This is a genomic window from Streptomyces flaveolus (assembly GCF_044765825.1).
Classification (GTDB): domain Bacteria; phylum Actinomycetota; class Actinomycetes; order Streptomycetales; family Streptomycetaceae; genus Streptomyces; species Streptomyces flaveolus.
The window spans coordinates 28526-54484 of sequence record NZ_JBIWKU010000015.1 but is presented as its reverse complement, the minus strand read 5'-3'; the positions used below and the strand labels follow the sequence as shown (position 1 = coordinate 54484).

The following is a 25959-nucleotide window of genomic DNA, read 5'->3' as shown; positions in this document are numbered from 1 at the left end:
CGGTTCCGGCCCGCCCGGCCGCCCGCGCCGGCGCGGGATCAGCGACGACAGCGGCCCGCGCCACCGGCCTCAACGCCCCTGCCATCACGGGGACTTGGACCGTCAGGAGATCCAGGATACGTAACCCGTCCGGGTGATCGACCACGACGGCCCCCTTGATGTGATCGCGTCACGGCGGCATATTGGTCCGGACCATTGCCGTCTGGCCGCCCCGGGAGGCAGAACCGTGCGAGGCGTTCCCGTTCCCGCCCCCCGTCGCGTCCCGCGCCGTTGCGTGCTGCTCCGCTGCGCCCTGGTCTGCGGTGCCCTCGCGCTGGTCTCCTCCTGCGGCTGGGGCACGGGCGACGACGGCGGGGGCGGCCGTCCGCCCGGGGCACCGACGGGCGTCACCGCCGAGGCGGGCAGCGCGACCAGCGTGCACGTGATGTGGAACGCCGTCGACGGGGTCGAGACCTACGAGGTGTACCGCGGCGCCACCAAGGTGACGGAGGTGCCGGCCGCCGACCGCATGGTCGATGTCACCCGGCTCCATCCCTCGACCGCCTACGTCTTCACCGTACGGGCGCGCGACGCCGACGGGCGGGTCGGGCCGAGCAGCGCGGAGGTGCGGGCGACGACCCCGGCCGCCGCGGCCGCCGACCGCTCCGCACCCACCCGGCCGCCGGGTGCGCACGGCCGGGTGGCGGGCAGCCGGGTGGTCCAGCTCACCTGGTCAGCGGCGACGGACGACCGGGGCGTCGTCTCGTACGACGTCTACCAGGGCGGCACGAAGATCCACAGCGTCGGCGGCGCCCAGACCGCGGCCGTCGTCACCGGCCTGCGCCCGGGCACCCGCTACGCGTTCACCGTCCGGGCGCGGGACGCCGCCGACAACGTCTCCCCCGCCAGTGCCGCCGTCCGCCTCACCACCCCGGGCGCCGACGACGGCCGTGCCACCGCGCCCACCGGCCTGCGCGCGGCGACCCACCGCGCCGACGGGGCGTACTACATCGACCTCGACTGGGTGCCGCCGCGCACCGACGGTGTGGTCACCGAGTACGAGATCCACCTGGACGGCAGCAGGGCCACCTCGCTCGTGTACGGCGGCGCCGCGCCGCGCGAGAGGGCCGAGTACAGCTTCTACGCCGGGCAGGAGGCCGGCGCCACGCGCCGGGTGCGGGTCCGGGCCAAGCTGCCCGACGGGACCTGGGGCGGTTTCTCGGCGGAGCGGACGGTGACGACGGGCGAGGAACGGTGACGTCCCGGCGGGTGCGCGGACGGCCGTGGTCGGGTCACCTGGCCGGTCGCGCTCCGCATTCGGAGCCGGTCGCCGCCCTGTCGGCCGCCCCTGCGGGGGCAGCACGCACGATCCGGTCCCGGCGGCACACGGGATGTCCGCCAACCGTGCCGCCGGAGGGCAGTCCGCATGCGCATCGCATCGCCGCTTCTCCGCTCCGGCCTGACCGTGGCAGCCGCCGCCGCGCTGCCCGTCGCCCTGGCCACGGTCCGGCCTCCGCGGGTCCGGGGATCTCGGTGAGCACCACCGGGAGCACGGTGACGGTCACGACCACCGCCGGCGCTCGAAGCCGTACCGGTGCTGAGCGCGACGCGCGGGCGTCATGACGGGGCGTCGCCCGGCAGCTCGGCGAATTCCGCCAGGGCGTGCCTGAGCCACTGGGTCCAGAAGGTCTCCAGGTCGATGCCGGCGCGCAGCACCAGATGCCGCAGCCGGTCCTCCGCGCTCTCCTGCCCCGGCGGGAAGTCGCGCTTCTCGATCTCCTCGTACTCGGACAACTGCCGTTCGTGCAGCTCCAGATGGCGTCGCAGGTCCGCCTCGATGCCCAAGGTGCCGACCACGGCGGCGGCCCGCAGGCGCAGCAGCATGGTGTCCCGCAGGGGCCGCGGGTCCTGCGCGGCGGCGGTCCACCGGGCCAGCTCGTCGCGCCCGGCGGGCAGGACCTCGTAGCTCTTCTTCTGCCCGCGGGCGGGCTGCTGCTCGGGCAGTGCGCGGATCAGCCCCTGCGCTTCCAGTTTTCCCAGCTCGCGGTAGATCTGCTGGTGCGTCGCCGACCAGAAGTAGCCGATGGACTTGTCGAACCGGCGGGTCAGCTCCAGCCCCGACGACGGCTTTTCGACCAGGGCGGTGAGGATCGCGTGCGGGAGTGACATGGGCTCATCCTAGGGACGGCCCACGCCGCTCCCGCACGCCTCCTACAGCGCCGCCGCCAGTTCGGTGCCCTGCTTGACGGCCCGCTTGGCGTCCAGTTCGGCGGCCACGTCGGCGCCGCCGATGAGGTGGGCGCTGCGGCCGGCGGCGACCAGCTCGTCGTACAGGCCCCGGCGCGGCTCCTGGCCGGTGCACAGGACGACCGTGTCGACCTCCAGCACCATGGACTCGTCGCCGATCGTGATGTGCAGGCCGGCGTCGTCGATCCGGTCGTAGCGCACGCCCGGGACCATGGTGACGCCGCGGTGCTTGAGCTCGGTGCGGTGGATCCAGCCGGTGGTCTTGCCCAGACCGGCGCCGACCTTGGACGTCTTGCGCTGGAGCAGGTGGACGGTGCGCGGCGGTGCCGGGCGCTCGGGTGCGGCGAGGCCGCCGGGCGCGCGGTAGTCCATGTCGACGCCCCACAGGCGGAAGTAGGTGGCGGGGTCCTCGTGGGCCTTGTCGCCGCCGTCGGTGAGGAACTCGGCGACGTCGAAGCCGATGCCGCCCGCGCCGAGGATGGCGACGCGGTCGCCGACGGGGGCGCCGTCGCGCAGGACGTCCAGGTAGCCGAGGACGCTCGGGTGGTCGACGCCGGGGATGTCGGGGACGCGCGGGGTGACTCCGGTGGCGACGACGACCTCGTCGTGGCCGGCCAGGTCGTCCACGCCGACGCGGGTGTTCAGCCGTACGTCGACGCCGAGCGCGTCGAGCTGGGTCCGGAAGTAGCGCAGGGTCTCGTCGAACTCCTGCTTGCCGGGGACCTTGCGGGCGACGTTGAGCTGGCCGCCGATCTCGCCGGCGGCGTCGAAGAGGGTGACCTCGTGGCCGCGCTCGGCCGCGCTCACGGCGCAGGCCAGCCCGGCCGGTCCGGCGCCGACGACGGCGACGCGCTTGCGGAGCCGGGTCGGGGAGAGGACCAGCTCGGTCTCGTGGCAGGCGCGCGGGTTGACCAGGCAGGAGGTGATCTTCCCGCCGAAGGTGTGGTCGAGGCAGGCCTGGTTGCAGCCGATGCAGGTGTTGATGGCCTCGGGGCGGCCGGCCTCGGCCTTGGCGACGAAGTCGGGGTCGGCGAGCATCGGGCGGGCCATCGACACCATGTCGGCGGTGCCCTCGGCGAGCAACTGCTCGGCCACCTCGGGGGTGTTGATGCGGTTGGTCGTGACGAGCGGCACCGACACCTCGCCCATCAGCCGCTTGGTCACCCAGGTGTAGGCGCCGCGCGGCACGGAGGTGGCGATGGTGGGGATGCGGGCCTCGTGCCAGCCGATGCCGGTGTTGATGATGGTCGCTCCGGCGGCCTCGACGGCCTTGGCGAGCGTGACGACCTCCTCCAGCGTGGAACCGCCGGGAACGAGGTCGAGCATGGACAGGCGGTAGACGACGATGAAGTCCTCGCCGACCGCCTCGCGCACCCGGCGGACGATCTCGACGGGCAAGCGCATGCGGTTCTCGTAGGAGCCGCCCCAGCGGTCGGTGCGCCGGTTGGTGTGCGCGGCGATGAACTCGTTGATGAGGTAGCCCTCGGAGCCCATGATCTCGACGCCGTCGTAACCGGCCTCGCGGGCGAGGCGGGCGGTGCGGGCGTAGTCGTCAATGGTCCGCTCGACCTCGTCGTCGGTCAGCTCGCGGGGCACGTGGGGGCTGATCGGCGCCTGGAGCGGGCTCGGCGCGACGAGGTCGGCGTGGTAGGCGTAGCGGCCGAAGTGCAGGATCTGCATCGCGATCCGGCCGCCCTCGCGGTGCACGGCCTCGGTGACGACCCGGTGCCGCGCGGCCTCCGCCTCGGTGGTGAGCTTGGCGCCGCCCTCGTAGGGCCGGCCCTCGTCGTTGGGGGCGATGCCGCCGGTGACGATGAGGCCCACTCCCCCGCGGGCCCGGGCGGCGTAGAAGGCGGCCATGCGCTCGAAGCCGCGGTCGGCCTCCTCGAGGCCCACGTGCATGGAGCCCATGAGGACCCGGTTGGGCAGGGTGGTGAAGCCCAGGTCGAGCGGGCTCAGCAGGTGCGGGTAACGGCTCATCGGGCCCTCCGTGCGCGGTGTCGTGCCTCTGTTGTAGAGGACGGCCGCCTCTTTGTGCAACTAGTTGCACAAAGAGGCGGCGCACACCACACCGCCGCGTCCGGCGGACCGACGACGGGCCCTCGGTCAGCGGCTCTCCAGCCGTACGTGCAGTTCGCGCTCCTGGTCGCCGGAGGCCGTGCTCAGGTCGCGCACGGTGAACAGGGAGTCCAGGGTGGTGCGGAATCGCTCGATCGCCCAGTAGCCGCCCTGTACGTCGGCCTCCACGGAGGCGTGGAGCCGAGTGGGGCCGCACTGGCCCTGGTGGGCGTCGGCCACGTCGAAGGTGCCGAGCCACACGGTCGGGCGCACATCGTCGTACTCCCGGGTCACGTCGCCCGCGTGCCGGTCGGACGAGAAGCACGCGCACAGGGCGTCGAACACGGTGCGGGCGTCCTCCTTGTCGCATCCGCTCAGCTCCACCGAGACGGACTCCGGATGCAGTCGCTCGCCGTCCATCGTGATCGCTCCTCTCCTGGCCGCGGTGCGGTGCCGTGGGCCGCTCCACAACGTGGACATTCCACGGCACCGCAGTCATACCCCAAGAAAAGCACCACCTCGGGCGGAGCACTACCGGCACGGGCCGGCGGCCGCCGTCTCAGCCGCGTGTGAGGCGGTACGTCTTGCTGTCGGTCAGCACGCAGAAACCCGGAGAGACCACGATCACGCGCAGGGTGCCGGTACGGCGGTCGTAGTCGACGCCCTCCGCCTCGAAGGCGCCGGAGCAGGCGCTGCGCAGCGGCAGCTGCCGCAGGGCGGTGACGCGGCCGGTGACATCGGCGGTGCCGTTCGGCGCGGCGGAGAGGTCGATCCGCAGCAGCGGCTTGGTGAGCCCGAAGAGGGCGCCCTCCGGGTCGTCGGAGGAGCACAGCAGGGTGGTCGCGTCGAGGAAGTCACAGCCCTGGACATCGCGCACGGCGTGGTCCAGGCGGACAGTGGCCGCCTGCGGGAGGTTCGCCGAGGGCGAGGTGACCGGGTTGACTCCGGGCGTCGGGAAGACCAGCAGCCGGTTCATGGTGCCCCACTCGCCGGACAGCATCCACTGGCCGTCCGGCGAGATCGCGGCCCAGGAGTTGTTCAGCGCCTCGCCCGCGCTCAGCGCGTGCACGTACTCCGACCAGCGGCCGTCCGGTGCCTGCACGCGGAACATCTTCGTGTTCCCGTCGTCGCGCTGGTACGGCTCGACGTAGTACCCGTCGTAGGAGGCGTCGGGGTCGCCGACGTGGTTCCAGCCGCGGCCGGCGAGGCCCCAGGGGACGGTGCCGATCCCGGTGTAGCGGTTCGGACTGCCGGCCGGGACCTCCACCGAGGCCAGACCCTGGCTCTCGGTGAGCGGGTCGGCCCGGTCCGAGCCGGCCTCGGTCCAGGTGTCGGTGGCGGGGGCGGCGACCCCGGCGGGCGGTGCGGCGAGGAAGAGGGCCAGGGCGGCGAGTGGGGTCAGGACCGCGTGACAACGTTGCCGGGCGCGCAGGGGCATGAGTCGGCTCCTCGGTGGGGGGGTGGTCGGGCGGCACGCACTCGGCGCACAGTGTGGCCCGCCCCGCATGGTCATGTACATACCAAGGACGCATCGGGTGCGACATGTCCCGCGGGGCGGTCGCCGCCTGGCGGGGAGATGCTGGAAGGGACGGCAGAGGCCTCGGAGAACCGGCCCTGTACGAGGTGGAACGCGGTAGAACAAAGGAGTCGGCATCGGGAAGACGTGCCGCGTGGAACGGCGAAGGCGGGGCGTGGAATGAGTGCAGCCGGGTCTGCCGGTTTCGAGGGCGCCGAGTCGCCGCGCGGGCCGGTGCGTCCCAGCGGGCTGCTCGACGTGCTGAACGTGGCCTCGGTCGTGCTGGACACCGAGGGCCGGATCGTGCTGTGGAGCCCGCAGGCCGAGGAGCTGTTCGGCTACTCCGCCCCGGAGGCGCTGGGTGAGTACGCCGCCCGGATCATGGTCCACGAGAAGCATCTCGACCTGGTCGTGAAGCTGTTCGCCGACGTGATGAAGACCGGCCGGAGCTGGGCCGGCGCCTTCCCCGTCCGCCGCAAGGACGGCGTCACCCGGCTGGTCGAGTTCCGCAACATGCGGCTGCTCGACGACCGCGGCGACGTCTACGCGCTCGGGCTCGCGGTCGACCGGTCCACGGTGCGCCAGCTGGAGCACGACGTGGCACTGTCCGCCCGGGTGATCACACAGTCCCCGATCGGGCTGGCGGTCCTTGACACGGAGCTGCGGTACGTGTCGGTCAACCCGGCGCTGGAGCGGATCAACGGCGTCCCCGCCGAGGCCCACGTCGGCCGCACGATCCAGGAGGTGCTGCCGGAGGCGGGCGGGGAAGCGCTGGAGGGCGCGGCGCGCAGGGTGCTGGAGACCGGGCGGCCCGTCATCGACCAGTCCGCGACCGGTCGGACCCCGGCCGACCCGGACGAGGACCATGCCTGGTCGGTCTCGCTGTACCGGCTGGAGGACGCCCTCGGCGCGGTGCTGGGTGTGGCCGTCTCGATCGTGGACGTCACCGAGCAGTACCGGGCGGGCGTCGAGGCGGAGGCCGCGCGGCGCCGCCTCGCCGCCGTCTCCGACGCCTCCGCCCGGATCGGCACCACGCTGGAGCTGGACCGCACGGCCCACGAACTGGCCGACGTTGCCGTGCCGGACCTCGCCGACATAGCGGCCGTGGATCTGCTGGAAGCCGTCGTCAAGGGCCGGCGCAGCACGCTGGGCCCCGCCGAGCCCGCGGTGATCCGGGCCCTGGCCGTCCAGGCGGCAAACGCGCCCGAGGCGCTGCGGGCGGCCGATCCGCCCGGGCAGGTCGCCCGGTACGGGCCGGACCGCCTGGTCACCGAGTGCGTGCGCACCGCCCGGCCCGTGATGGTGACGCAGGTGACGGACGATGACCTGACCCGCATCGCCCGCTCACCCGAGGCGGCCGAGCTGCTGCGCCGGGCCGGCGTGCACTCGTACCTCGCCGTCCCGCTGATCGCGCGCGGCGAGGTGCTCGGCGCCCTGGACCTGAAGCGGACCGGCAATCCGCTGCCGTTCGACGAGGACGATCTGCTGCTGGCCCGGGAGCTGGCCGCGCGCGCCGCGCTGCAGATCGACAACGCCCGCTGGTACCAGAACGCCCGCGACGCCGCCCTCACCCTGCAGCGCAGCATGCTGCCGAGCCACCCGCGGGTGACGGGCGGTCTGGAGGTCGCCTCCCGGTACCAGCCCGCCGAGGCCACCAGCGAGGTCGGCGGCGACTGGTTCGACGTCATCCCGCTGGAGGGCTGCAAGACGGCCCTGGTCGTGGGCGACGTGATGGGCAGCGGCATCACGGCGGCGGCGTCGATGGGGCGGCTGCGCACCGCGACGAACACGCTGGCCGCCCTGGACCTGGATCCGGCGCTGCTGCTCGAACACCTCGACCGGACCACGGCCGGGCTGGACCAGGCCATCGCGACCTGTGTCTACGCCGTCCACGACCCGCACGCCCGGCAGTGCCGCATCGCCAACGCCGGGCACCTGCCGCCGGTGCGGCTGCGCGCCGGCCGCCCTCCGGAGCTGCTGGACCTGCCCACCGGGGTGCCGCTCGGGGTGGGCGGCGTCCCCTTCTCCACCATCACCGTCGATCTGGAACCGGGCGACCGGCTGGTGTTCTACACCGACGGCCTCGTCGAGACGCGCCGGCATCCGATCGACGAGCGGCTGGCCGCGCTCCTGGCCGTGCTGGAGGGCCCGGACCGCCCCCTGGAGGAGGTCTGCGACCTGCTCCTGCGCACGCTGCACGAGCCGCAGAACTCCGACGACGTGGCCCTGCTGATCGCCCGGGCCACGCCACCGGAGTAGACCGGCGCTCCGTCACCGCCTGACGCCGATCACCACCTGGGCGTACAGCTCGTCGCTGACCGCGAGACGGGTGTCCAGCCCGCCGCGGGTGAAGGCGTCGACGGCGGCCGGGGCCTGGCGTTCGCTCGTCTCGACCAGCACGCAGCCGCCGGGCGCGAGCCAGCCGGAGGCCTCGGCGGCGACCCGGCGCAGCACGTCGAGGCCGTCGGCGCCGCCGTCGAGGGCGACCAGCGGCTCGTGGTCGCGGGCCTCGGCGGGCAGCAGGGCCACCTCGCCGGTGGGGACGTAGGGCACGTTGGCGGCGAGTATGTCGATCCGCCCGCGCAGCGCGCCGGGCAGCGCGCCGAACAGGTCGCCGGTGTGCACCTGGCCGCCGGCGGCGGAGAGGTTGCCGCGGGCGCAGCGCACGGCGGCCGGGTCGACGTCGGCGGCATGCACCTCGGGCCGGTCGAGGGCGGCGGCCAGGGCCGCGCCGACGGCGCCCGAACCGCAGCACAGGTCCACGACCACGCCCGCGTCGGGCGCGTGGGCGAGGGCCTGGTCCACGAGGAACTCGGTACGGCGGCGGGGGACGAAGACGCCGGGAGCCACGGCGATGCGCAGTCCGTGGAACTCGGCCCAGCCGAGGACGAGTTCGAGGGGAAGGCCGGTGACGCGGCGGCCGACCAGCGCGGCGAGTTCGCCGGGGGTGCGGGCGGCGTCGAGGATCAGCTCCGCCTCGTCCTCGGCGAAGACGCACCCCGCGGCGCGGAGCGCGGCCACGACGGAGTCACGGGAGGGGAAGGCCGAGGGGGAAGGAGAAGAAGAGGACGCCGCGAACAGTGGAGGCATGGAAGCCGAGAGCCTTTCGAGAACCGAAGGGCGCTCTCCGGGTCACCGGTGGCCGGTGACCGCACTGCCGAGAGGTGAGAGCACCCGGGCCGACACAGCGGTAATGGGTCTCACCTCCCAGGTGTCCGGCGGCCGGGACTGTCCGCGGCCGTCGGTCACACTACCCCAACGATCAGACGCCGACGGTCTCCTCGGCCTCTTCCTCGGCCTCTTCCGCCGCCTCCTCGTCGGCGTGCGGTTCCGCCTTCTCCCCGTCCGGCCTCGCGTGCCTCGGGTGGGCCGGCGCGGGCGCGGTGGCCCGCTCGCGGAGGGCGGCGACACCCGTCACCACGAGGCCGAGCAGCAGCCACGCGACCAGGGTCCAGACGCTGCGGCCCAGTCCGTCGCCGTCGAAGTAGAGCAGGCTGCGGATTCCCTCGACGAAGCCGGCGCCGTTCCAGAAGGCGTGCAGGGTGCCGAAGAAGCCGTTCTGCAGCTCGGGACGGAACAGGCCGCCGGAGGTGGTGAAGTTGAGCATCACGAACAGCACCATCATGGCGAGTGTGGTCCACCGCTTGAGGAAGGTGTGCAGGCCGACGCCGATGAACAGGATGCCCGCGGCGTAGAGCCAGGCCATCCCCCACAGGCCGGCGAGGTCGTGGTGCGCGAGGTGGAACACGGGTCCGGCGAGCAGGGTGCCGATGCCGCTGACGACGACCGAGACGCCGAGGGTCAGCAGGGCGCGGATCCGCATCGGCAGCGCGGACCCGGCGGCGCCGAGGGCGGCCACGGAGGCGTAGGAGCCGATGCTGACCGCGATCAGCAGGAAGAAGAGGCCCTGCCCGGTGGGGTCGTCGTCGACCGGGGCGGCGACGTCGGTGACCTTCAGCGGGACGCCCTGCCGCTCGGCGAGAGGGGTGAAGACCTTCTCCACGGCCATGGCGCCCATGTCGGAGGCGGCGGTGGCCACGACGACCTCGGGGGCCGTGCCGCCGGGCACGTAGGCGCCGGTGATGTCGCGGTGCCGGAGCAGGTCGACGGCCTCGGCGCGGGTGGGGACGGTCCGGACGTCGAGCGCGTCACCGCCCCCGTCCTTGACCGTCTGGGCGAGCACCTTGGCCTCGGGGCCCGAGCCGACGACGGCGACGGGCAGGTGGTTCGGCTCGGGGGTGACGAAGGCCCCCATGTACGCGAGCCCCATGCCGATGCACATCAGCAGCGGGGTGATCAGGTGCGTGAGCACATGGCGCAGGGCGTGCGACCTCATCGGCCCGCAACCTCCAATGGTTGGCTTATACAACTCCGCATTCAAGTTGTACTATACAACCAAACTGCGAGGGAGGATCCGTGACGGCAGCCGAGAGGCCCGACGAGACGACTGTCACCCGCGGCGCCCGCGCGGCGGACACGGCCGTGGAGACCATCCAGCGGGAGATGACGGCCTTCGCCCGCCGTGCCCGCGCCTCGGCGGGGCGCATGCACCCCGAGCTGTCGCTGGTGTCGTACACGCTGCTCGGGCATCTGGAGGAACGGGACGGGTGCCGGGCCACCGACCTGGCCGCCCACTACGCCCTGGACAAGTCCACCGTGAGCCGGCAGGTGGCCGCGCTGGAGCGCGCCGAGCTGGTCGAGCGGCGCGTGGACCCGGACGACCACCGCGTCCAGGTCCTGCATCTGACCGACGCCGGCCGGCGCATCCTGGCGCAGGTCACCGAAAGCCGCCGGACCGCGTTCCGGGAGCGGCTCGCGGACTGGTCCGAGGAGGACCTGATCCGCTTCGCCGCGTATCTGGAGCGGTACAACGCGTGGCGGGACGCCGGGCCCGGCGAGGACCCGGTCTGAGGTCCCGCCCGAAGACACGTACCGTTGACCGCGTACGCACTGATCACGCCGACCGCGGGGCAGCCCCTCCCCGTCGGCCGAAAGGTCCCACCGCATGAACACCACCCGAGGCTTCACCGGGCGCGCACGCTCCGCCCGGCCGGGACTTCCGCCCGGCCAGTACGACGCGGGCGACGACTGGCCCGTGCTGTCCGCCGAGGTCACGCCCGACCTGGCCCGCGACGACTGGTCCTTCCGCATCGGCGGGCTGGTGGCCCGGCCCCGCACCTGGAACCGGGCCGACGCAGGCCGGCTGCCGGCCTCGGCGTACGCCGGCGACATCCACTGCGTGACCGGCTGGTCGAAGTTCGGGGTGCGGTTCGGGGGCGTGTCCCTGGACACCTTCCTGGACGCGGCCGGCCCGCTGCCGTCCGCCACGCACGCCGTCGCCTACGCGCACACCGGCTACACCGCGAACCTGCCGCTGGCCGACCTGACCGGCGGGCGCGCGTGGATCGCGTGGGAGTACGACGGGCGGCCGCTGGCCCCCGAGCACGGCGGTCCGGCGCGGCTGGTGGTGCCGCACCTGTACTTCTGGAAGAGCGTCAAGTGGATCGCGGGGCTGGAGCTCCTCGACCACGACGAGCCGGGCTTCTGGGAGCAGAACGGCTACCACGCGCGCGGCAATCCCTGGCAGGAGCAGCGGTACTCCGGTGACTGAGACGGCGACGACACACAGCGCACCCGCCTTCACTCCCCCGACGCGGTTCGCCGTGCCCGGGCGCATCGAGGTGGAGGGCGAGGCGGCCGGGACGTGGCAGACGGCCACGCTCACGGAGATCCGCCGCGAGACGCCCCGCGCGGCCACCTTCCGGCTGGCGGTGCCCGGCTGGGCGGGGCACGTGCCGGGCCAGCACCTGATGCTGCGGCTGACCGCGCCCGACGGGTACGTGGCCCAGCGCCACTACTCCCTGGCGTCCGCGCCCGACGACTCGGGGCACATCGAGCTGACCCTCGACCATGTGGCCGACGGCGAGGTGTCCGGCTGGTTCCACACGGTGGCCAGGCCCGGCGACCGGATCGAGGTGCGGGGCCCGCTCAGCGGCTTCTTCGCCTGGCCCGGCGACCGGCCCGCGCTGCTGCTCGGCGCCGGCTCCGGGGTGGTGCCGCTCATGTCGATGGTGCGCCACCACCGGGCGCGGGGGCTGTCGGTGCCGTTGCGGCTGCTGGTGTCGGCGCGCAGCCCGGAGGAACTGATCTACGCGCGGGAGTTCGGCCCGGAGACGACGCCCGTGTTCACCCGGAGCGCTCCGGAGGGGACGCCGGTGGGGCGGCTGGCGGCCACGCACCTGGCGCCCCTGCTCGCCGACCCGCCCGCCGGAGGCTGGGAGGCGTACGTCTGCGGCTCGAACTCCTTCGCCGAGCATGCCTCGCGGCTGCTGGTGGCGGCGGGACAGCCGGTGGACCGGATCCGCATCGAGCGCTTCGGCTGACCCCGCGGCGGCCACGGGAGCGGGCCGTGTCCGGGCCGTGTTTCCCCGCGCTCCGGCTGGGCACTTGGGCGGCGACACGGAACGGCCGTCCGGCGACTCGCCCGCCGGACGGGGTACCGGACCTGTGCGGGCACTCGCACGCGTGACGCGATGCGGAGACAGCGGCGGCCCACCCCGTACGGCCGCTCGTCGGCATCCTCCGGTCGCGGTGATCGCGAGGAGGTCGACATGCGAACCCGGGTGCGCGGCTGGCGCTGGCGGCGCAATCCGCTGCGGCGCCGGTCGGACGTCGTGGAGGCGTGGACCGCGCTGGTCGTCGCCGTGCTGCTGTTCGTCGGCGCCCCGCTGCTGGGGGCCGCCGCGGCCCTGTGGGCCCAGGGCCAGGCGGAGACGGTCGCGGCCCAGCAGCGCTCCGAGCGCCACCGAGTGCACGCCACGGTGATCGACCGGACCCCCGACAGCCTGTCGTCGGTGCAGACCGGCGGGCAGTCGTACCGCGCGACCGTGCGCTGGACCACGCCGGGCGGTGAGGCGCAGACCACCACGAGCCGTGTCCCGGCCGGTGCCCGGCAGGGCGACGTGATCGCCGTGTGGCTCGACACCCATGGCCGGAGCGTGCCGCCGCCGGCCGGCGACTCCGCGGTCTGGGAGCACACCGTCACCGTCGGCGCGTTCACGGCCCTGGGTGCCGCACTCACGGTCTTCCTCGGGCAGTGCGTCGTCCACCGGACGGCGCTCCGGCGCCGGATGGCCGAGTGGGAGCGCGACTGGGCGCGCACGGAACCGCAGTGGACGCACCGCCGGGCGTGACGCCGGCGGCCGCGTCCGCACGGCCCGCGGCGGGCTCCCGGCTCGGCTCCCGGCTCCCGGTTCCCGGCGCAGGTGACCCGACCACCTGGATCGGCCACCGGTCGTCCGGCGACCGGCGTGGCCGCTCCCCCGAGACCGGGGCACCCTGCTGACCAGCGGATCGACGCGTCATCCGGTTGCGGCGCGGCGTCGGTGCCGAGCCGGGTCCCGGCGAGATCTGGCGAGTCGTCCGACCACTCACGTACGGTGTGATCATCCGTACGGTCCGGCACTGTCTCCCCCGCAAAGGCGGTTCTCGATGGCCCTGTTCGACCTTCCGCTCGAGGAACTCCGCGCGCACCGCAGCGAGTCCACCGAGCCCGAGGACTTCGACGCGTTCTGGAGCAAGACCCTCCAGGAGGCCCGCGCGCACGACCTCGACGCCCGCTTCGAACCGGTCGACACGGGACTGTCCACGGTGCGGGTGTACGACGTGACGTTCGCCGGGTTCGGCGGTCACCCGGTGAAGGGCTGGCTGATCCTGCCCGCCGCGGTCGAGGAGCCGTTGCCGCTGGTGGTGGAGTTCGTCGGGTACGGCGGCGGGCGTGGACTGCCGCACGAGCACCTGCTGTGGGCGTCCACGGGCCGGGCGCACTTCGTCATGGACACCCGCGGCCAGGGCAGTGCCTGGGGCGGCGGTGGCGGGACCGCCGACCCGGTCGGCGGCACGCCCGCGTACCCGGGCTTCATGACCCGCGGCATCGACGCCCCGGAGAACTACTACTACCGGCGCGTCTTCACCGACGCGGTGCGCGCGGTCGAGGCGGCCCGCTCGCACCCGCTGACCGACCCGGCGCGCACGGTCGCGCTGGGCGGCAGCCAGGGCGGCGGCATATCGATCGCGGTCGGCGGCCTGGTGCCGGACCTGGCGGCCGTCGCTCCGGACGTGCCGTTCCTCTGCGACTTCCCGCGCGCGGTGACGCTCACCGACCGGCACCCGTACCGGGAGGTCGGCCTGTACCTGAAGACGCACCGCGGCCGCACGGGGGACGCCCTGCGCACGCTGTCCTACTTCGACGGCGTGCACTTCGCGGCCCGCGGCCGGGCTCCCGCCCTGTTCTCGGCGGCCCTCGAGGACCAGACCTGCCCGCCGTCGACCGTCTTCGCGGCGTTCAACGCGTGGGCGCACGCGGACAAGGCGATCGAGGTGTACGACTTCAACGACCACGAGGGCGGCGGCCCCTTCCAGGAGGCCGCGAAGCTCCGCTGGCTGCGCTCGTACGCCTGAGCCCGGGCGGGCCGTGTCCGCGGACTTCCGCCCGGTCCGACCAGTCGGTACGTTCTTCGGGCCCGGGCCATGACATCGCGGCCCGGTTTCCGGCGTACGACGGAGGGCCCATGGCAGAGCACGAGGCACCGGTTGACGGCCGCTGCGACGCCCGCTTCGCGGCGGTGCGCACCGCGTTCGAGGAGAACTTCCGGGAGCGGGGGGAGCTGGGCGCCGCGGTGACGGTCACCGTCGACGGCGCGACGGTGGTGGACCTGTGGGGCGGCTGGGCCGACGCGGCCCGTACCCGCCCCTGGGAGCGGGACACGCTGGTCAACCTGTGGTCGACGTCGAAGGGCCCGACCGCCCTGTGCGCCCACATCCTCGCCGACCGCGGACTGCTCGACCTCGACGCGCCGGTGGCCGTCTACTGGCCCGAGTTCGCCGCGTCGGGGAAGGAGAAGGTGCTCGTACGGCATCTGCTGTCGCACCGCGCCGGCCTGTCGGGTCTGCGGGAACCGCATCCGGTGGCCGCGCTGTACGACTGGGAGTCGACCACCGCCCGGCTGGCGGCCATGGAGCCCTGGTGGGAGCCCGGCACCCGCTCCGGCTATCACGCGATCACGTACGGATATCTGGTCGGCGAGGTCGTGCGGCGCGTGTCGGGGCTGCTGCCCGGGGCGTTCCTCGCGCGCGAGGTGACCGGGCCGCTCGGGATCGACTTCACCATCGGACTTCCCGAGCGGGAGGCGGGGCGGGCGGCCGAGCTGGTGCATCCGCGCGCCGCGTCCGGCAGCGAACAGGCCGCCGTCTTCGCCCAGTTGGCACCCGCGGCCCTGGCCGCGCTGACCAATCCCCCGGTGGGCGCGGCGGAGGCCAACACGGCGGCCTGGCGGGCCGCCGAGATCCCGGCGGCCAACGGGCACGGTACGGCGCGCGCGGTCGCCGCGCTGTACGGGATCTTCGCGGGCCGGGGTTCGTACGGCGGCCGGCGTCTGCTGTCCCCGGAGGCCGCCGAGCGGGTGCGCGAGGGGCAGGGCGCCTGCCGCGACCTCGTCCTCGGCGCCGGTTTCGCCCACGAGACGGAGGTCGGGCTCGGACTGTGGCTCAGTGGCCCGAACGGCTCCTACGGGCCCAATCCGCGGGCTTTCGGACACGACGGCTTCGGCGGGTCCACGGGCCTTGCGGACCCCGAGGCCGGGGTCTCGCTGGGCTATGCGATGAACCGCATGGGGCCGCACATCGCCGACGACCCGCGCAAGATGGCGCTGGTGGAGGCCCTCTACAGCGCCCTGTGAGGGGTGGCCGGCCCCCGTGACGAGGGGCGGTGACGGCCCGTGCGGGCGGCCGGTTTCGGCCGAACCGGCGGGCCGCACTTCCCTACTGGTTTAGACCAATGGTAATTCTGGTGGCGCACCGAGCCCGCACGGCTACCGCACGTCACCCACAGGAGGGCGCGGCATGGCCCGCACCACCCCGCACGACGACCCTCTCCGCCACGCGCCCGCGCCTCTGTACCGGCGGGTCGCCACCCAGTTGCTCGACGAACTGCGGCACGGGGCGGTCCCGCCCGGTGAGCGGCTGCCGGGCGAGCGGCTGCTGGCCGAGCGGTTCGGGGTCAGCCGGGAGACGGTGCGCCAGGCCCTGGAGGTGCTGCGCCGGGAGGGCCTGGTCGCCACCGACCGGCGCGGCAGTCATGTCACCCTGCCGGGGCCGCCCGCCGAGAGCCCGGCGTCCCTCGCCTTCCCGGTCGGCGCCCGGGCGGCCGAGCCGTGCACCGGCGACCGGGCCACCGTGGCCTGGGAGCCCCCGCCGCCGGAGCACGCCGCGGCGCTGGGGCTGGCGCCGGGCCGGCCGACCCTGGTGCACCGCTATCTGTCCGCGACCCCCGACGGCAGCGGCCGGCGGACGGCCGTGACCTCGTTCTCCGCCGTGGCACTGGCCGAGGTGGAGGAGCTGGCCCGGTACCGCGACCGCGCCGACGGCTCCGCCTGCGCCCAGTTGCGCCGGGCCTACGACTGGATGCGCAGGGCGGGGCTGGCCCTGCACCACCGCGACACGATCACCCGGCTCGCGGACACCCCGGCGGTCCGGGTCACCCGGCGGGTGCACGACCAGTACGCGCGCCCACTGGAGATCACCGACCTGGTGGTGGACTCCCGGCAGGACGCGCTCGTCTACGAGTTCACCCTGCCGGCGGCGGGCTGACCGGACAGTCGCCGCTCACGGCAGCCGCCGGGCCACGACCAGCCGGGCGCGGGGGCTGCCGTCGGGCCGGAGTCCGAAGCCGGGCAGGGCGTGCAGGTCGACCCGGAATCCGGTGCGCGCCAGCTCTCGGCCCACGTCGCCGAGCCGGAACGTCCGGTAGTACATGACGAACGACGGCTTCCACAGCGCGTTGCGCACGCGCATCGCCGTGTCGAAGCCCAGCAGCGTCCAGTACGCCCGGGAGCCGGGGCGGGGCGGGGCGCCGACGGGAAAGGCGAAGCAGCCGCCCGGCCGCAGCACGGAGCGCACCTGGGTGAACAGGCCCGGCAGTTCGCGGGGCAGGAAGTGCCCGAACGCCCCGAAGCTCACCACGAGGTCGAAGACGGGCCCGAACGGCAGGGCGCGGGCGTCCGCGCGCACCCAGGAGACCTCGGGGCCCTCGGGCACGGAGCGCTTGCGCGCCACCCCCAGCATGCCCGCGCTGAAGTCGACGCCCGTGACCCGTTCCCGGCACACCCGGCCGAGGACGCCCACGCCCGCGCCCGTGCCGCAGCACAGGTCGAGTCCGGTACCGAACGGTCCCATCGGCTCCAGCGCCGACGCCACGGCGTCCAGGACCCGGTCCGGCGTGCGGTACGGGGTGTGGTCGAACTTCGGGGCGAGCAGGTCGTAGCCGCGCTCGACCGACGACAGCGCCTGGACGGCGAGTTCGCGCAGGGTGGGGCCTTCGGGGCTGAACATCCGGTCAGCCTAGGGCCTGCCGGGCCGGGCCCGCGGGAGTGCGCTGTTCCAGCACCGAGAGGACGCGTTCGCACCAGCGGGCGTTGTCCTGCTCGAAGGTGATCCCGGCGGCCAGCGTGAGGTAGGGGCCGACGCGGTCCGCGTCGCGCAGGTACTCCTCCTCCGTGCGGCCGTCGAGGAGGCGCTCACGGACGCGTTCGTAGCGGGCGAGCTTGCCCAGGGCCCAGGACCTGCGCTCCTCGACCAGCGCGCGGACCTCCTCGGGGTCGACGCCGTCCATGGCCTGCATCTTGATGAGGAACTCGTCGCGGACGGCGGTGGGACGCCGGGTCGGCTCGGCGGCGAAGGCGCTCAGCCGCTCCCGGCCGGCCTTCGTCAGCGAGAACAGGCGCTTGGTGGGCCGGCGCTCCTGCGGCACCGTCCGGGACTCGATCAGCCCCTCACCCGCCAGGCGGTCCAGCTCCCGGTAGAGCTGCTGGGGTGTCGCGGGCCAGAAGTTGGCGAGCGAGACGTCGAAGACCTTGGACAGCTCGTAACCCGACGCCTCGCCCTCCAGCAGGGCGGCCAGGACGGCGTACTTCAGAGACATGTCGACACGCTAGCAAGAACTGGCTACCCTACTCCGCACTTATTCAAATAGTTTAATAGGAGAGACGATGCAGGCATTCCGCGCGGCCGTCGAGGCGCACGACATGGACGCCGTAGCGGCGCTGCTGGCCGAGGACGTGGTCTTCACCAGCCCGGTCGTGTTCAAGCCGTACCACGGCAAGGCGATCACGACGGCGATCCTGCGCGCGGTCGAGCGCGTCTTCGAGGACTTCCGGTACGAGCGGGTCATCGGCGAGGCGGACGGCCGCGACCACGCACTGGTCTTCAGCGCCCGGGTCGGCGACCGGGAGATCAGCGGCTGCGACTTCCTGCACCTCGACGAGGCCGGCCGCATCGACGAACTCACCGTGATGGTGCGCCCGCTGTCGGGTGCTCAGGCGCTGCAGGCGGCCATGGCGGCGCAGTTCGAGCGGATCGCCGAGGAGGCCCGGAGCGCCTGACGGGCGCGTGACGTCCCGAGGTCCCGCCGGGCGCTGCGACCGGCGGGACCTCGGCCTGCCCGGAATACGCGCGGCGCCGGCCGCGTTGTGCGAGGTGTAACGGTGAGGTCGTCCCGTCTTCCCGCCACAGCACCGCTCGTAGTGGTACAGTGCGACCAGCACCTGTGCACGCCCCCCTTCGTTTCGTCGGGTTTTCTTCGGGCGCCGGTGCGATTCCCCCTTCGGTTCGCCGACCCGCCCGTCCTGATGCGACCGGCGCGTCCGCTTCTCGGCCCAACCTCGTGAACAGGGTCTTTCCCCTGGAGTCCGAGGTGCCGTTCCCCGCCGTCCCCAGGGTGTCGTCCGACCCCTCGCGCGGCTTCCTCCCCCCTTCCTTCCGCATGTCTCATGCCCGCGTCCGTGAAAGGACCGAACACCATGACCACCACACTCGAACACCCCCCTGTGCAGCAGTCCCCGGCCGAGATCGCCTCCGGTGTCCTCGACATCGACGCGGGAGGCAAGGGCCACCTGCGCACCGGAGACCTGCTGTCCCAGCCGTCCGACCCGGCCCTCTCCCCCGCCCTGGTCCGCCGGCACGGCCTGCGCAAGGGCGACCTCGTCGAGGGCGTCCTCGGTGACCGCCGCGCCCTGACCGACGTCGTCCGGGTCAACGGACGGACACCCGCGGGGCAGGGCGGCCGACGGCACTTCCGGGACCTGACCCCGCTGCACCCGCACGAGCGGCTGCGCCTGGAACACCCCGCGGCCGGCCTGACCGGGCGCGTCGCCGACCTGCTCGCCCCGGTCGGCAAGGGACAGCGCGGCCTGATCGTCGCCCCGCCCAAGACCGGCAAGACCGTCCTGCTCCAGCAGATCGCCGCCGCCGTCGCCGGCAACCACCCCGAGGCACACCTGATGGTCGTGCTGCTGGACGAACGGCCCGAAGAGGTCACCGACATGCGTCGCTCCGTGCGGGGCGAGGTGTACGCCTCGACGTTCGACCTGAGCGCCAAGCACCACATCGCCCTCGCCGAGCTGGTGATCGAGCGGGCCAAGCGCCTCGTCGAGGCCGGCGAGGACGTCGTGATCCTCCTCGACTCCCTGACCCGGCTGTGCCGGGCGCACAACAACGCCGCCGCCTCCGGGGGCCGCACGCTCAGCGGCGGTGTCGACGCCGGGGCGCTGATCGGGCCGAAGCGGTTCTTCGGCGCCGCCCGCAAGGCGGAGGAAGGCGGCTCGCTCACCGTTCTCGCCACCGCGCTGGTGGAGACCGGCTCACGCGCGGACGACTTCTACTTCGAGGAGCTCAAGGGCACCGGCAACATGGAGCTCCGGCTCAGCCGGGAGCTCGCCTCCCACCGCGTCTTCCCGGCCGTGGACCTGACCGGCTCCGGCACCCGCCGCGAGGAACTCCTGCTCTCCACCGCCGAGTCGACGGCCGTGCGGGGCCTGCGGCGGGCCCTGGGGACCCGGGACGGGCACTCCGGCCTGGAGACCCTGCTCGAACGGATGCGCCAGACGCCGGACAACGCCACGTTCCTGCGGCGCGTCCAGCCGACCCTGCCCGCCGACTGACGGCCGGCAGGCAGTGGTCCGCCGCCGGGCCGGGTCCGGTGCGGCCATCCGGGTGCTGGCGGGCGCGGCTCGGCCCGGGCAGCGTGGCGTCGCGCGGACACATTCCTACGTTTGCGGTATGACTACCGGATTCCCATCGCGGGCGACTCGGTCCATCTGTGTGCTCTGCGTGGCGGGCCTGCTGACGCTCATGCCCGCCGCCGCGGCCGCCCGCACGGTGTGGCCTGACCCCGGTACGCCCGGCGGGCCACGCGCCACGGCACCGCAACCGTCCCTGCTGTACCGCTCCGGTACCCAGGCCCGGCTCCGCCCCGGCGCGCCGGAGGTCCCCGATGTCTCCGCCCTGTCCTGGGTGGTGGCCGACGCCGACACCGGAGAGGTGCTGGCCGCGCACGACGCGCATCGGCAGTTGCCGCCGGCCAGCACCCTCAAGACGCTGTTCGCGCTCACGGTGCTGCCGGTCCTGCCGGGCGGCATCAGCCACCGGGTGAGTACCGGGGAACTGTCGGACATCGGGCCCGGCAGCAGTCTGGTCGGCGTCGTGGAGGGCCACACGTACCGGGTCTCCGACCTCTGGAACGGCGTGTTCCTCAACTCCGGCAATGACGCCGTCCATGTCCTCGCCTCGCTCGTCGGCGGCTGGAGCGCCACCACCGCCCGGATGCAGGCCGAGGCCCGTGCCCTCGGGGCCCGGGACACGCACGTGCGCTCACCCGACGGCTACGACGCGCCGGGCCAGGTCTCCTCGGCCTACGACCTGGCGGTCTTCGGGCGGGCGGGACTGCGCAACCGGGACTTCGCGCGGTACTGCGCCAGGATCGACGCGATGTTCCCCGACGGCGACGGGGGCGCGTACGGGATCATGAACACCAACCGGCTGCTCACGGGTGCGGACGGGGTGGAGCCCTATCCCGGGCTGATCGGCATCAAGAACGGCTACACCAGCGGCGCCGGCAACACGCTCGTCGCCGCCGCCCGGCGCGACGGCCGCACCCTGGTGGTGACCGTGATGAACCCTCAGGAGGGCGGTGGCCACGCCGTGTACGAGGAGGCCCGTTCCCTGCTCGACTGGGGGTTCGGCGCCGCCGGGTGGGTCTACCCGGTCGGTTCGCTGGAGCCCGGGGGAACCCGGCCGCGGCCGGGCCCCGAGGTCCCACCCGCGGCGGCGAACGCGGAGCCGGCCCCGGGCGTGCCGGGCTGGCCGGAGACCGGCGCGATCCTGGGTGCGGCCGTGCTCGGTGCGGGGGCCGTGGCGCTGGCCCTGCGGCTCAAGGCCGGGCGGGTGGAGCGGGGTTGACCGGCCGGCCGTCGGCCCGGGTCAGAACACCGACAGACCCGTCAGCGTCGTGAAGCGGTCCAGGGCAGCCACCCCGGCGACCGAATTGCCCCGCTCGTCCAGACCGGGGCTCCACACGCACAGCGTGCAGCGGCCGGGGACGACCGCGATGATGCCGCCGCCGACCCCGCTCTTGCCCGGCAGGCCCACCCGGTAGGCGAAGTCACCGGCCGCGTCGTACGTGCCGCAGGTCAGCATCACCGCATTGACCTGCTTGGCCTGGCTGCGGCTCAGCAGCCGGGTGCCGTCGGCGCGGACCCCGTGCCGGGCGAGGAACCCGGTGGCGAGGGCGAGGTCGGCGCATGAGGCGGCGACGGAGCACTGGCGGAAGTACTGCTCCAGCAGGACCGGCACCGGGTTGTCGATGTTGCCGTAGGACGCCATGAAGTGGCCCAGGGCGGCGTTCCGGTCGCCGTGGGCCGTCTCGGACGCGGCGACCTCCTCGTCGAAGGTCAGGTCCGGGTTGCCGCTCTCGGCGCGCAGGAAGGCGAGGAGTTCGCCCGCCGCGTCGCCGGTACGGGTGTGCAGCCGGTCGGTGACGACCAGGGCCCCCGCGTTGATGAACGGATTGCGCGGGATGCCGTTCTCGTACTCCAGTTGCACGAGGGAGTTGAACGGGTTGCCGGACGGTTCGCGGCCGACGTGCTCCCACAGGGCGTCGCCCTCGCGGGACAGGTCGAGGGCGAGGGTGAAGACCTTGGTGATGGACTGCGCGGAGAACGGCTCCCGCCACTCCCCCACGCCGTACACGGTGCCGTCCGGCTCGGCGACGGCCATGCCGAAGCGGCGCGGGTCGCAGGCGGCGAGCGCCGGGATGTAGTCGGCGGGCCGGCCGCTGCCGGGGGTCCGCGCGATCTCCTCGGCGATGCGCTCCAGGACCGGCTGGAAGGTCGTCGGCGTACTCATGGTCACCATCTTCCCCCCGGGTGCGCCCCGGCGTCCGGGGGGTGGGGTTAGCTGCACCCCTTCTCGGGGGCAGACGTCATTCTGCGGACGGGCGGCCGTTCACATACTGGAGCGCATGGCCAATCCAACGGTGCTCATCGAGACGTCACCCGCCCGCGACAAGGAAAAGGGACGCGAAAAGGGAAGCGACTTTTCCGAACTGTCACGGCGCATAGCCGACGCGGGGCTGCTGCGGCGGCGCCCGCTGTATTACACGGTGCGTTTCGGTGCCGTCGCCCTCGCGCTCGCCGGCGTCGTCACGGCCTTCACCGTCCTCGGGGACGGCTGGAGCCAGTTGACCGTCGCCGTGGCGGCGGCCGTCGTCTTCGGCCAGCTCGGGCTCGCCGCCCACGACCTCGCCCACCGGCAGGTCTTCTCGCGCCGGCGCCCGAGCGAGGCGGGCGGTCTGCTGGTGGCCAACCTGTTGCTGGGCATGAGCTACGGCTGGTGGATGAACAAGCACACCCGTCACCACGCCAATCCCAACCACGAGGAGAAGGACCCGGACGTCTCGCCCGACATTCTGGTCTGGTCACGGCGTCAGGCGAGCAGGGCCACAGGACTTCCCCGGTTCATCGGAAAGCACCAGGCCGCCCTCTTCTTTCCGCTGCTGACGCTGGAAGGGCTCAATCTGAGTTTCAGCAGTTTCAAGGCGCTGCGCAGCCCGTCGATGAAACGGCCGCTGCTGGAGGGAACCCTGCTCGTCGCCCATTTCGTCCTGTACTTCGGAGGCCTGTTCACCGTCCTCTCCCCCGGCAAGGCGCTCGCTTTCATCGCCGTGCACCAGGGCCTGTTCGGGATCTACCTGGGCTCGGTCTTCGCGCCCAACCACAAGGGCATGCCGATGATCGAGGAGGGCACGCGGCTCGACTTCCTGCGCCGGCAGGTCCTCACCTCCCGCAACGTGCGGGGCGGCGCGTTCGTCGACGCCTTCATGGGCGGCCTCAACTACCAGATCGAGCACCACCTGTTCCCCAGCATGCCGACGCCCGCCCTCGCCCGGGCCCAGGTCATCACCGAGCGGTACTGCGCGGAGCTGGGCGTCCCCTACCACCAGACCGGGCTGCTCGCCTCGCACCGGGAGGCGCTGCGTCACCTGCGCAGTGTCGGGGAGCCGCTGCGCGACGCCCGCTGAGGCGCGTGGCCGTCCGGCACCGGCCCGGCGGTCAGCCGTGCAGCACGCCCGTGCCGAGCAGCCCGAACAACAGGACGCCGACCACGATCCGGTAGATCACGAAGGCGTCGAAGGAGTGCCTGGCGACGAACTTCAGCAGCCAGGCGATGGAGGCGTAGGCCACCCCGAAGGACACGACCGTACCGACGGCCAGCGGCGCCGCGCCCGCCCCCGTGCCGAGGGCGTCCTTCAGCTCGTACAGACCGGCACCGGTCAGCGCGGGGATGCCGAGGAAGAAGGAGAGCCGGGTGGCGGCCACCCGGTCGAGGTCGAGCATCAGCGCGGTGGACATGGTGGCGCCGGAGCGGGAGAAGCCGGGGAAGAGCAGGGCGAGGATCTGGGAGCCGCCGACCAGCATGGCGTCCTTGAACGACGTGTCGTCCTCGCCCCTCTTGTGCCGGCCGGTCCGGTCCGCCACCCACATGACGGCGCTGCCGGCGATCAGCGAGCCCGCGACCACCCACAGCGAGGCGAGGGAACCCTCGATCAGCGGCTTGGCCGCCAGGCCGACGACGACGATCGGGACGGTCGCGAGGATGACCCACCAGGCGAACTGGTAGTCGTGGTGGTAGCGCTCCTCCCGGTCGGTCAGACCGCGCAGCCAGGCGGAGACGATCCGCACGATGTCCTTGAAGAAGTAGACGAGCACGGCGGCGATCGCACCGACCTGGATGACGGCCGAGAAACCCACGACCGCGTCGTCGTCGACGGGGATGCCCATCAGCCCCTCGACGATCTTCAGGTGGCCGGTGGAGGAGACGGGCAGGAACTCGGTCACCCCCTCGACGGCTCCGAGGACGACGGCCTGACCGATGCTGATGACGCTCATGGGATCCAGTTCTGCTCGGGGCGGGCGCCGGACGACAGTCGCGGACGGGCCAGTCCTACTACACGCAGGTCAACGCGACGTCTTACGCCCAGAGCGCGTCGGCCAGTGTCACCCCCGCGAAGGCAGCGCCGAGGCCGGCCGCCACGCTCGCCCCGACGTTGACGGCGGCGTGCAGGCGGGCGCCCGTCCCGGCCAGCCGCAGCGTCTCGTAGGAGAAGGTCGAGTACGTCGTCAGGGCGCCGCACAGCCCGGTGCCGAGCAGGAGCTGGAGGCGGGAGGAGGCCGCTCCGGCGAGCACCGCGCCGGTCAGCACGCCGAGGACGAGGGAGCCGGCGACGTTCACCGTGAAGGTGCCCCAGGGGAAGACCGAGTCGTGCCGGGACTGCACGGCGCGGTCGGTGAGATAGCGGAGCGGTGCGCCGACCATGGCACCCGCGACGACCAGCAGCCAGTTCACAACGACTTCTTACCCTTCGGGTCCGTCCCACCCGGCCCACCGGATGCTGTCTCGCGGCCCGCGTACCGGATGACCTCGCAGTCGTCGAGGATCACCAGGCCCTCGGTGACGAGTTCGTCGAGCTGCGGCAGAAAGGCCCGCACGCGCTCCTCGGTGTCCACGATGACGACGGCCACCGGCAGGTCCTCGCTCAGGGACAGCAGCCGGGTGGTGTGGATCAGCGAGGAGGCGCCGAAGCCCTCGATGCCGCGGAAGACGCTCGCGCCGGCGAGACCCGACCGGTGGGCCCGGTGGACGATCTCCGAGTACAGGGGCCGGTGGTGCCAGGTGTCGTTCTCGCCGACGAGGACGGTCACGCGCAGGGCGCTGCCGGTGAGCCGTGTCATGGCTGCCTCCGCTTCAGGACGCGGCGGGTCGCCCATGCGGCGAGGCCGACCGCCGTGAGGGCCGCGAGCGGGGTCGCGGCGAGGTAGGCCAGGCCGGTGCGGGTGTGGCCGGTGGCGAACAGTTGCCGGCTGTCGACGGCGTAGGTGGAGAAGGTGGTGAAGCCGCCGAGCACACCGGTGCCGAAGAACGGCCTCACGAGGCGGTGGGCGGCCCACACGTCGGTGATGACGACCATGAACACGCCGATCACCGCGCACCCGGTGACGTTGACCCAGAAGGTCGCCCAGGGGAAGCCGCCGGTGTCCGTGGGCCAGCCCAGGGAGACCGCGTAGCGGGCGGTGGCGCCGATGCCGCCGCCGAGTGCCACGACCGCGACGACCGGTGCCTGCGTGCGTCGGCCTGGGCGCCGGGGCGCGGCGGGGCGTACACCGCCGAGGCTGTCCGTGTCCGGGGCTGTCATGGTCGTGCGTCTCCTACTCGCCGGGCATGGGGGTGCCCCCGTTCGCAAGTAGGGACCGTTGGCGGCACCTGTGCCGCGGTTCGGGTACGGCGGGCCCCACCGCCGCGCCGCGCGCACCGGCCGCGGCTGTCGGCCAGCCTAACGCCGGGGCCCCGTCCGGGTCACTTCGGGAGCGGTCCGGGGCCCGGGGGCGGAGCGCTACCAGCCCTTCTCGAACATGCGCGCCACTTCGGCGATCCGGACCTCGTCGCGCCGGTAGTAGGTACCCCGGCGGATTCTGCTGGTGCGCAGCAGGCCGAGGGCGACGAGCAGGCGCAGGTGCCTCTCGGCCACCCGGCGGGGCACGCCGAGCCTGGCGGCGACGAGGTCCGCGTCGACGCCGTGCGCGAGGGCGTCCGGGCGGCGTTGCGGCGGGAAGTGCGCGACCGGATCCTTGAGCCACTCCAGGATGTCGAGACGCGTACCGTGCGCGGGAGTCCTCGGCATCTCACCCTCCCTCCGGGCCTTCCCGTGCCGTGTCCCTCCACTGTCCCGCGGCCGGGGCTCCGCTGTCCGGAACTCCGGCCGCCGCGTCCGG

27 protein-coding genes are annotated in these 25959 nt (G+C 73.4%); 13 read left to right on the top strand and 14 right to left on the bottom strand.

From position 1 onward, the window contains the following. Positions 1–226: 226 nt before the first annotated feature. Positions 227–1237 (top strand): fibronectin type III domain-containing protein, encoded by a 1011-nt coding sequence (locus ACIRG6_RS33650; protein ID WP_403325457.1) that lies wholly within the window; start codon positions 227–229, stop codon positions 1235–1237. A gap of 359 nt (positions 1238–1596) precedes the next feature. Here the strand turns inward: ACIRG6_RS33650 and ACIRG6_RS33645 are convergent, their stop codons facing one another. From ACIRG6_RS33645 to ACIRG6_RS33630, 4 genes are all read right to left on the bottom strand, one after another. Next, the gene (locus tag ACIRG6_RS33645; protein ID WP_365024465.1) at positions 1597–2148 is read right to left on the bottom strand and encodes a PadR family transcriptional regulator; all 552 of its coding nucleotides are present in this window, start codon (positions 2146–2148) and stop codon (positions 1597–1599) included. Between the two features lie 42 nt (positions 2149–2190). After that, a complete protein-coding gene (locus ACIRG6_RS33640; protein WP_365024467.1) occupies positions 2191–4206 on the bottom strand; it encodes an NADPH-dependent 2,4-dienoyl-CoA reductase in 2016 nt (671 codons plus the stop codon). Between the two features lie 126 nt (positions 4207–4332). After that, the gene (locus ACIRG6_RS33635) at positions 4333–4704 is read right to left on the bottom strand and encodes a hypothetical protein (protein WP_364683713.1); all 372 of its coding nucleotides are present in this window, start codon (positions 4702–4704) and stop codon (positions 4333–4335) included. 139 nt (positions 4705–4843) lie between these two features. Then, the gene (locus tag ACIRG6_RS33630; RefSeq protein WP_364683715.1) at positions 4844–5722 is read right to left on the bottom strand and encodes a hypothetical protein; all 879 of its coding nucleotides are present in this window, start codon (positions 5720–5722) and stop codon (positions 4844–4846) included. 258 nt (positions 5723–5980) lie between these two features. Between ACIRG6_RS33630 and ACIRG6_RS33625 the strand changes: the two genes are divergently transcribed. Next, positions 5981–8059, top strand: a complete 2079-nt coding sequence (locus ACIRG6_RS33625) for a SpoIIE family protein phosphatase (protein ID WP_403325453.1) — start codon at positions 5981–5983, stop codon at positions 8057–8059. A 12-nt stretch (positions 8060–8071) separates the two neighbouring features. Here ACIRG6_RS33625 and ACIRG6_RS33620 read toward each other — a convergent pair whose 3' ends face one another. Then, the gene (locus ACIRG6_RS33620; protein ID WP_364683719.1) at positions 8072–8890 is read right to left on the bottom strand and encodes a putative protein N(5)-glutamine methyltransferase; all 819 of its coding nucleotides are present in this window, start codon (positions 8888–8890) and stop codon (positions 8072–8074) included. A 172-nt stretch (positions 8891–9062) separates the two neighbouring features. After that, a complete protein-coding gene (locus ACIRG6_RS33615) occupies positions 9063–10136 on the bottom strand; it encodes a hypothetical protein (RefSeq protein ID WP_364823883.1) in 1074 nt (357 codons plus the stop codon). 167 nt (positions 10137–10303) lie between these two features. Here ACIRG6_RS33615 and ACIRG6_RS33610 point away from each other — a divergent pair, with 167 nt between their 5' ends. The 7 genes from ACIRG6_RS33610 (at position 10304) to ACIRG6_RS33580 (ending at position 16447) form a co-directional block, all read left to right on the top strand. Then, a complete protein-coding gene (locus ACIRG6_RS33610) occupies positions 10304–10711 on the top strand; it encodes a MarR family winged helix-turn-helix transcriptional regulator (protein ID WP_403325602.1) in 408 nt (135 codons plus the stop codon). Positions 10712–10805: 94 nt separating this feature from the next. Continuing rightward, positions 10806–11411, top strand: coding sequence for a sulfite oxidase-like oxidoreductase (locus ACIRG6_RS33605; protein WP_364683725.1), 606 nt, complete (start codon positions 10806–10808; stop codon positions 11409–11411). Continuing rightward, on the top strand, positions 11404–12183 hold the full coding sequence (locus tag ACIRG6_RS33600; RefSeq protein ID WP_403325449.1) for a ferredoxin reductase: 780 nt from the start codon (positions 11404–11406) through the stop codon (positions 12181–12183). Before ACIRG6_RS33605 ends, ACIRG6_RS33600 begins: the two co-directional genes overlap by 8 nt. A gap of 228 nt (positions 12184–12411) precedes the next feature. Further along, entirely contained in the window at positions 12412–12993 is a 582-nt protein-coding gene (locus ACIRG6_RS33595) for an Rv1733c family protein (protein ID WP_364683727.1), read from the top strand. Positions 12994–13291: 298 nt separating this feature from the next. Continuing rightward, positions 13292–14260, top strand: coding sequence for an acetylxylan esterase (locus tag ACIRG6_RS33590; protein ID WP_364683729.1), 969 nt, complete (start codon positions 13292–13294; stop codon positions 14258–14260). Between the two features lie 110 nt (positions 14261–14370). Beyond that, positions 14371–15537 (top strand): serine hydrolase domain-containing protein, encoded by a 1167-nt coding sequence (locus tag ACIRG6_RS33585; RefSeq protein ID WP_364683731.1) that lies wholly within the window; start codon positions 14371–14373, stop codon positions 15535–15537. Between the two features lie 163 nt (positions 15538–15700). Further along, positions 15701–16447 (top strand): GntR family transcriptional regulator, encoded by a 747-nt coding sequence (locus tag ACIRG6_RS33580; protein ID WP_364683733.1) that lies wholly within the window; start codon positions 15701–15703, stop codon positions 16445–16447. Positions 16448–16462: 15 nt separating this feature from the next. On the opposite strand, the gene ACIRG6_RS33575 is transcribed toward ACIRG6_RS33580, so the two are convergent. Next, positions 16463–17188: a class I SAM-dependent methyltransferase gene (locus ACIRG6_RS33575; RefSeq protein WP_364683735.1), complete on the bottom strand. Its 726-nt coding sequence runs from the start codon at positions 17186–17188 to the stop codon at positions 16463–16465. A 4-nt stretch (positions 17189–17192) separates the two neighbouring features. Then, positions 17193–17777: a PadR family transcriptional regulator gene (locus tag ACIRG6_RS33570; protein WP_403325444.1), complete on the bottom strand. Its 585-nt coding sequence runs from the start codon at positions 17775–17777 to the stop codon at positions 17193–17195. 67 nt (positions 17778–17844) lie between these two features. Between ACIRG6_RS33570 and ACIRG6_RS33565 the strand changes: the two genes are divergently transcribed. The 3 genes from ACIRG6_RS33565 (at position 17845) to ACIRG6_RS33555 (ending at position 21091) form a co-directional block, all read left to right on the top strand. Next, complete coding sequence (locus tag ACIRG6_RS33565; RefSeq protein ID WP_318217299.1) at positions 17845–18237, top strand: nuclear transport factor 2 family protein; 393 nt, start codon at positions 17845–17847, stop codon at positions 18235–18237. 417 nt (positions 18238–18654) lie between these two features. Further along, positions 18655–19794, top strand: a complete 1140-nt coding sequence (gene rho, locus ACIRG6_RS33560; protein ID WP_364823865.1) for a transcription termination factor Rho — start codon at positions 18655–18657, stop codon at positions 19792–19794. Between the two features lie 118 nt (positions 19795–19912). Further along, positions 19913–21091, top strand: a complete 1179-nt coding sequence (locus ACIRG6_RS33555) for a D-alanyl-D-alanine carboxypeptidase family protein (RefSeq protein ID WP_364683741.1) — start codon at positions 19913–19915, stop codon at positions 21089–21091. A gap of 21 nt (positions 21092–21112) precedes the next feature. Here the strand turns inward: ACIRG6_RS33555 and ACIRG6_RS33550 are convergent, their stop codons facing one another. Beyond that, positions 21113–22036: a glutaminase gene (locus ACIRG6_RS33550; protein WP_391985049.1), complete on the bottom strand. Its 924-nt coding sequence runs from the start codon at positions 22034–22036 to the stop codon at positions 21113–21115. Between the two features lie 115 nt (positions 22037–22151). On the opposite strand from ACIRG6_RS33550, the gene ACIRG6_RS33545 reads away from it, so the two are divergent. Beyond that, a complete protein-coding gene (locus tag ACIRG6_RS33545; RefSeq protein WP_364683744.1) occupies positions 22152–23210 on the top strand; it encodes a fatty acid desaturase family protein in 1059 nt (352 codons plus the stop codon). Between the two features lie 31 nt (positions 23211–23241). Here the strand turns inward: ACIRG6_RS33545 and ACIRG6_RS33540 are convergent, their stop codons facing one another. From ACIRG6_RS33540 to ACIRG6_RS33520, 5 genes are all read right to left on the bottom strand, one after another. Continuing rightward, positions 23242–24078, bottom strand: coding sequence for an undecaprenyl-diphosphate phosphatase (locus ACIRG6_RS33540; protein WP_350723155.1), 837 nt, complete (start codon positions 24076–24078; stop codon positions 23242–23244). 82 nt (positions 24079–24160) lie between these two features. Beyond that, on the bottom strand, positions 24161–24535 hold the full coding sequence (locus tag ACIRG6_RS33535; RefSeq protein ID WP_364823861.1) for a fluoride efflux transporter FluC: 375 nt from the start codon (positions 24533–24535) through the stop codon (positions 24161–24163). After that, positions 24532–24921, bottom strand: a complete 390-nt coding sequence (locus ACIRG6_RS33530; protein ID WP_364683746.1) for a DUF190 domain-containing protein — start codon at positions 24919–24921, stop codon at positions 24532–24534. The genes ACIRG6_RS33535 and ACIRG6_RS33530 overlap by 4 nt, the downstream gene beginning before the upstream one ends. Further along, positions 24918–25382: a fluoride efflux transporter FluC gene (locus ACIRG6_RS33525; protein WP_364683748.1), complete on the bottom strand. Its 465-nt coding sequence runs from the start codon at positions 25380–25382 to the stop codon at positions 24918–24920. Before ACIRG6_RS33525 ends, ACIRG6_RS33530 begins: the two co-directional genes overlap by 4 nt. Positions 25383–25580: 198 nt before the next feature. Then, positions 25581–25868, bottom strand: a complete 288-nt coding sequence (locus tag ACIRG6_RS33520; protein WP_364683749.1) for an ArsR family transcriptional regulator — start codon at positions 25866–25868, stop codon at positions 25581–25583. Positions 25869–25959: the final 91 nt, after the last annotated feature.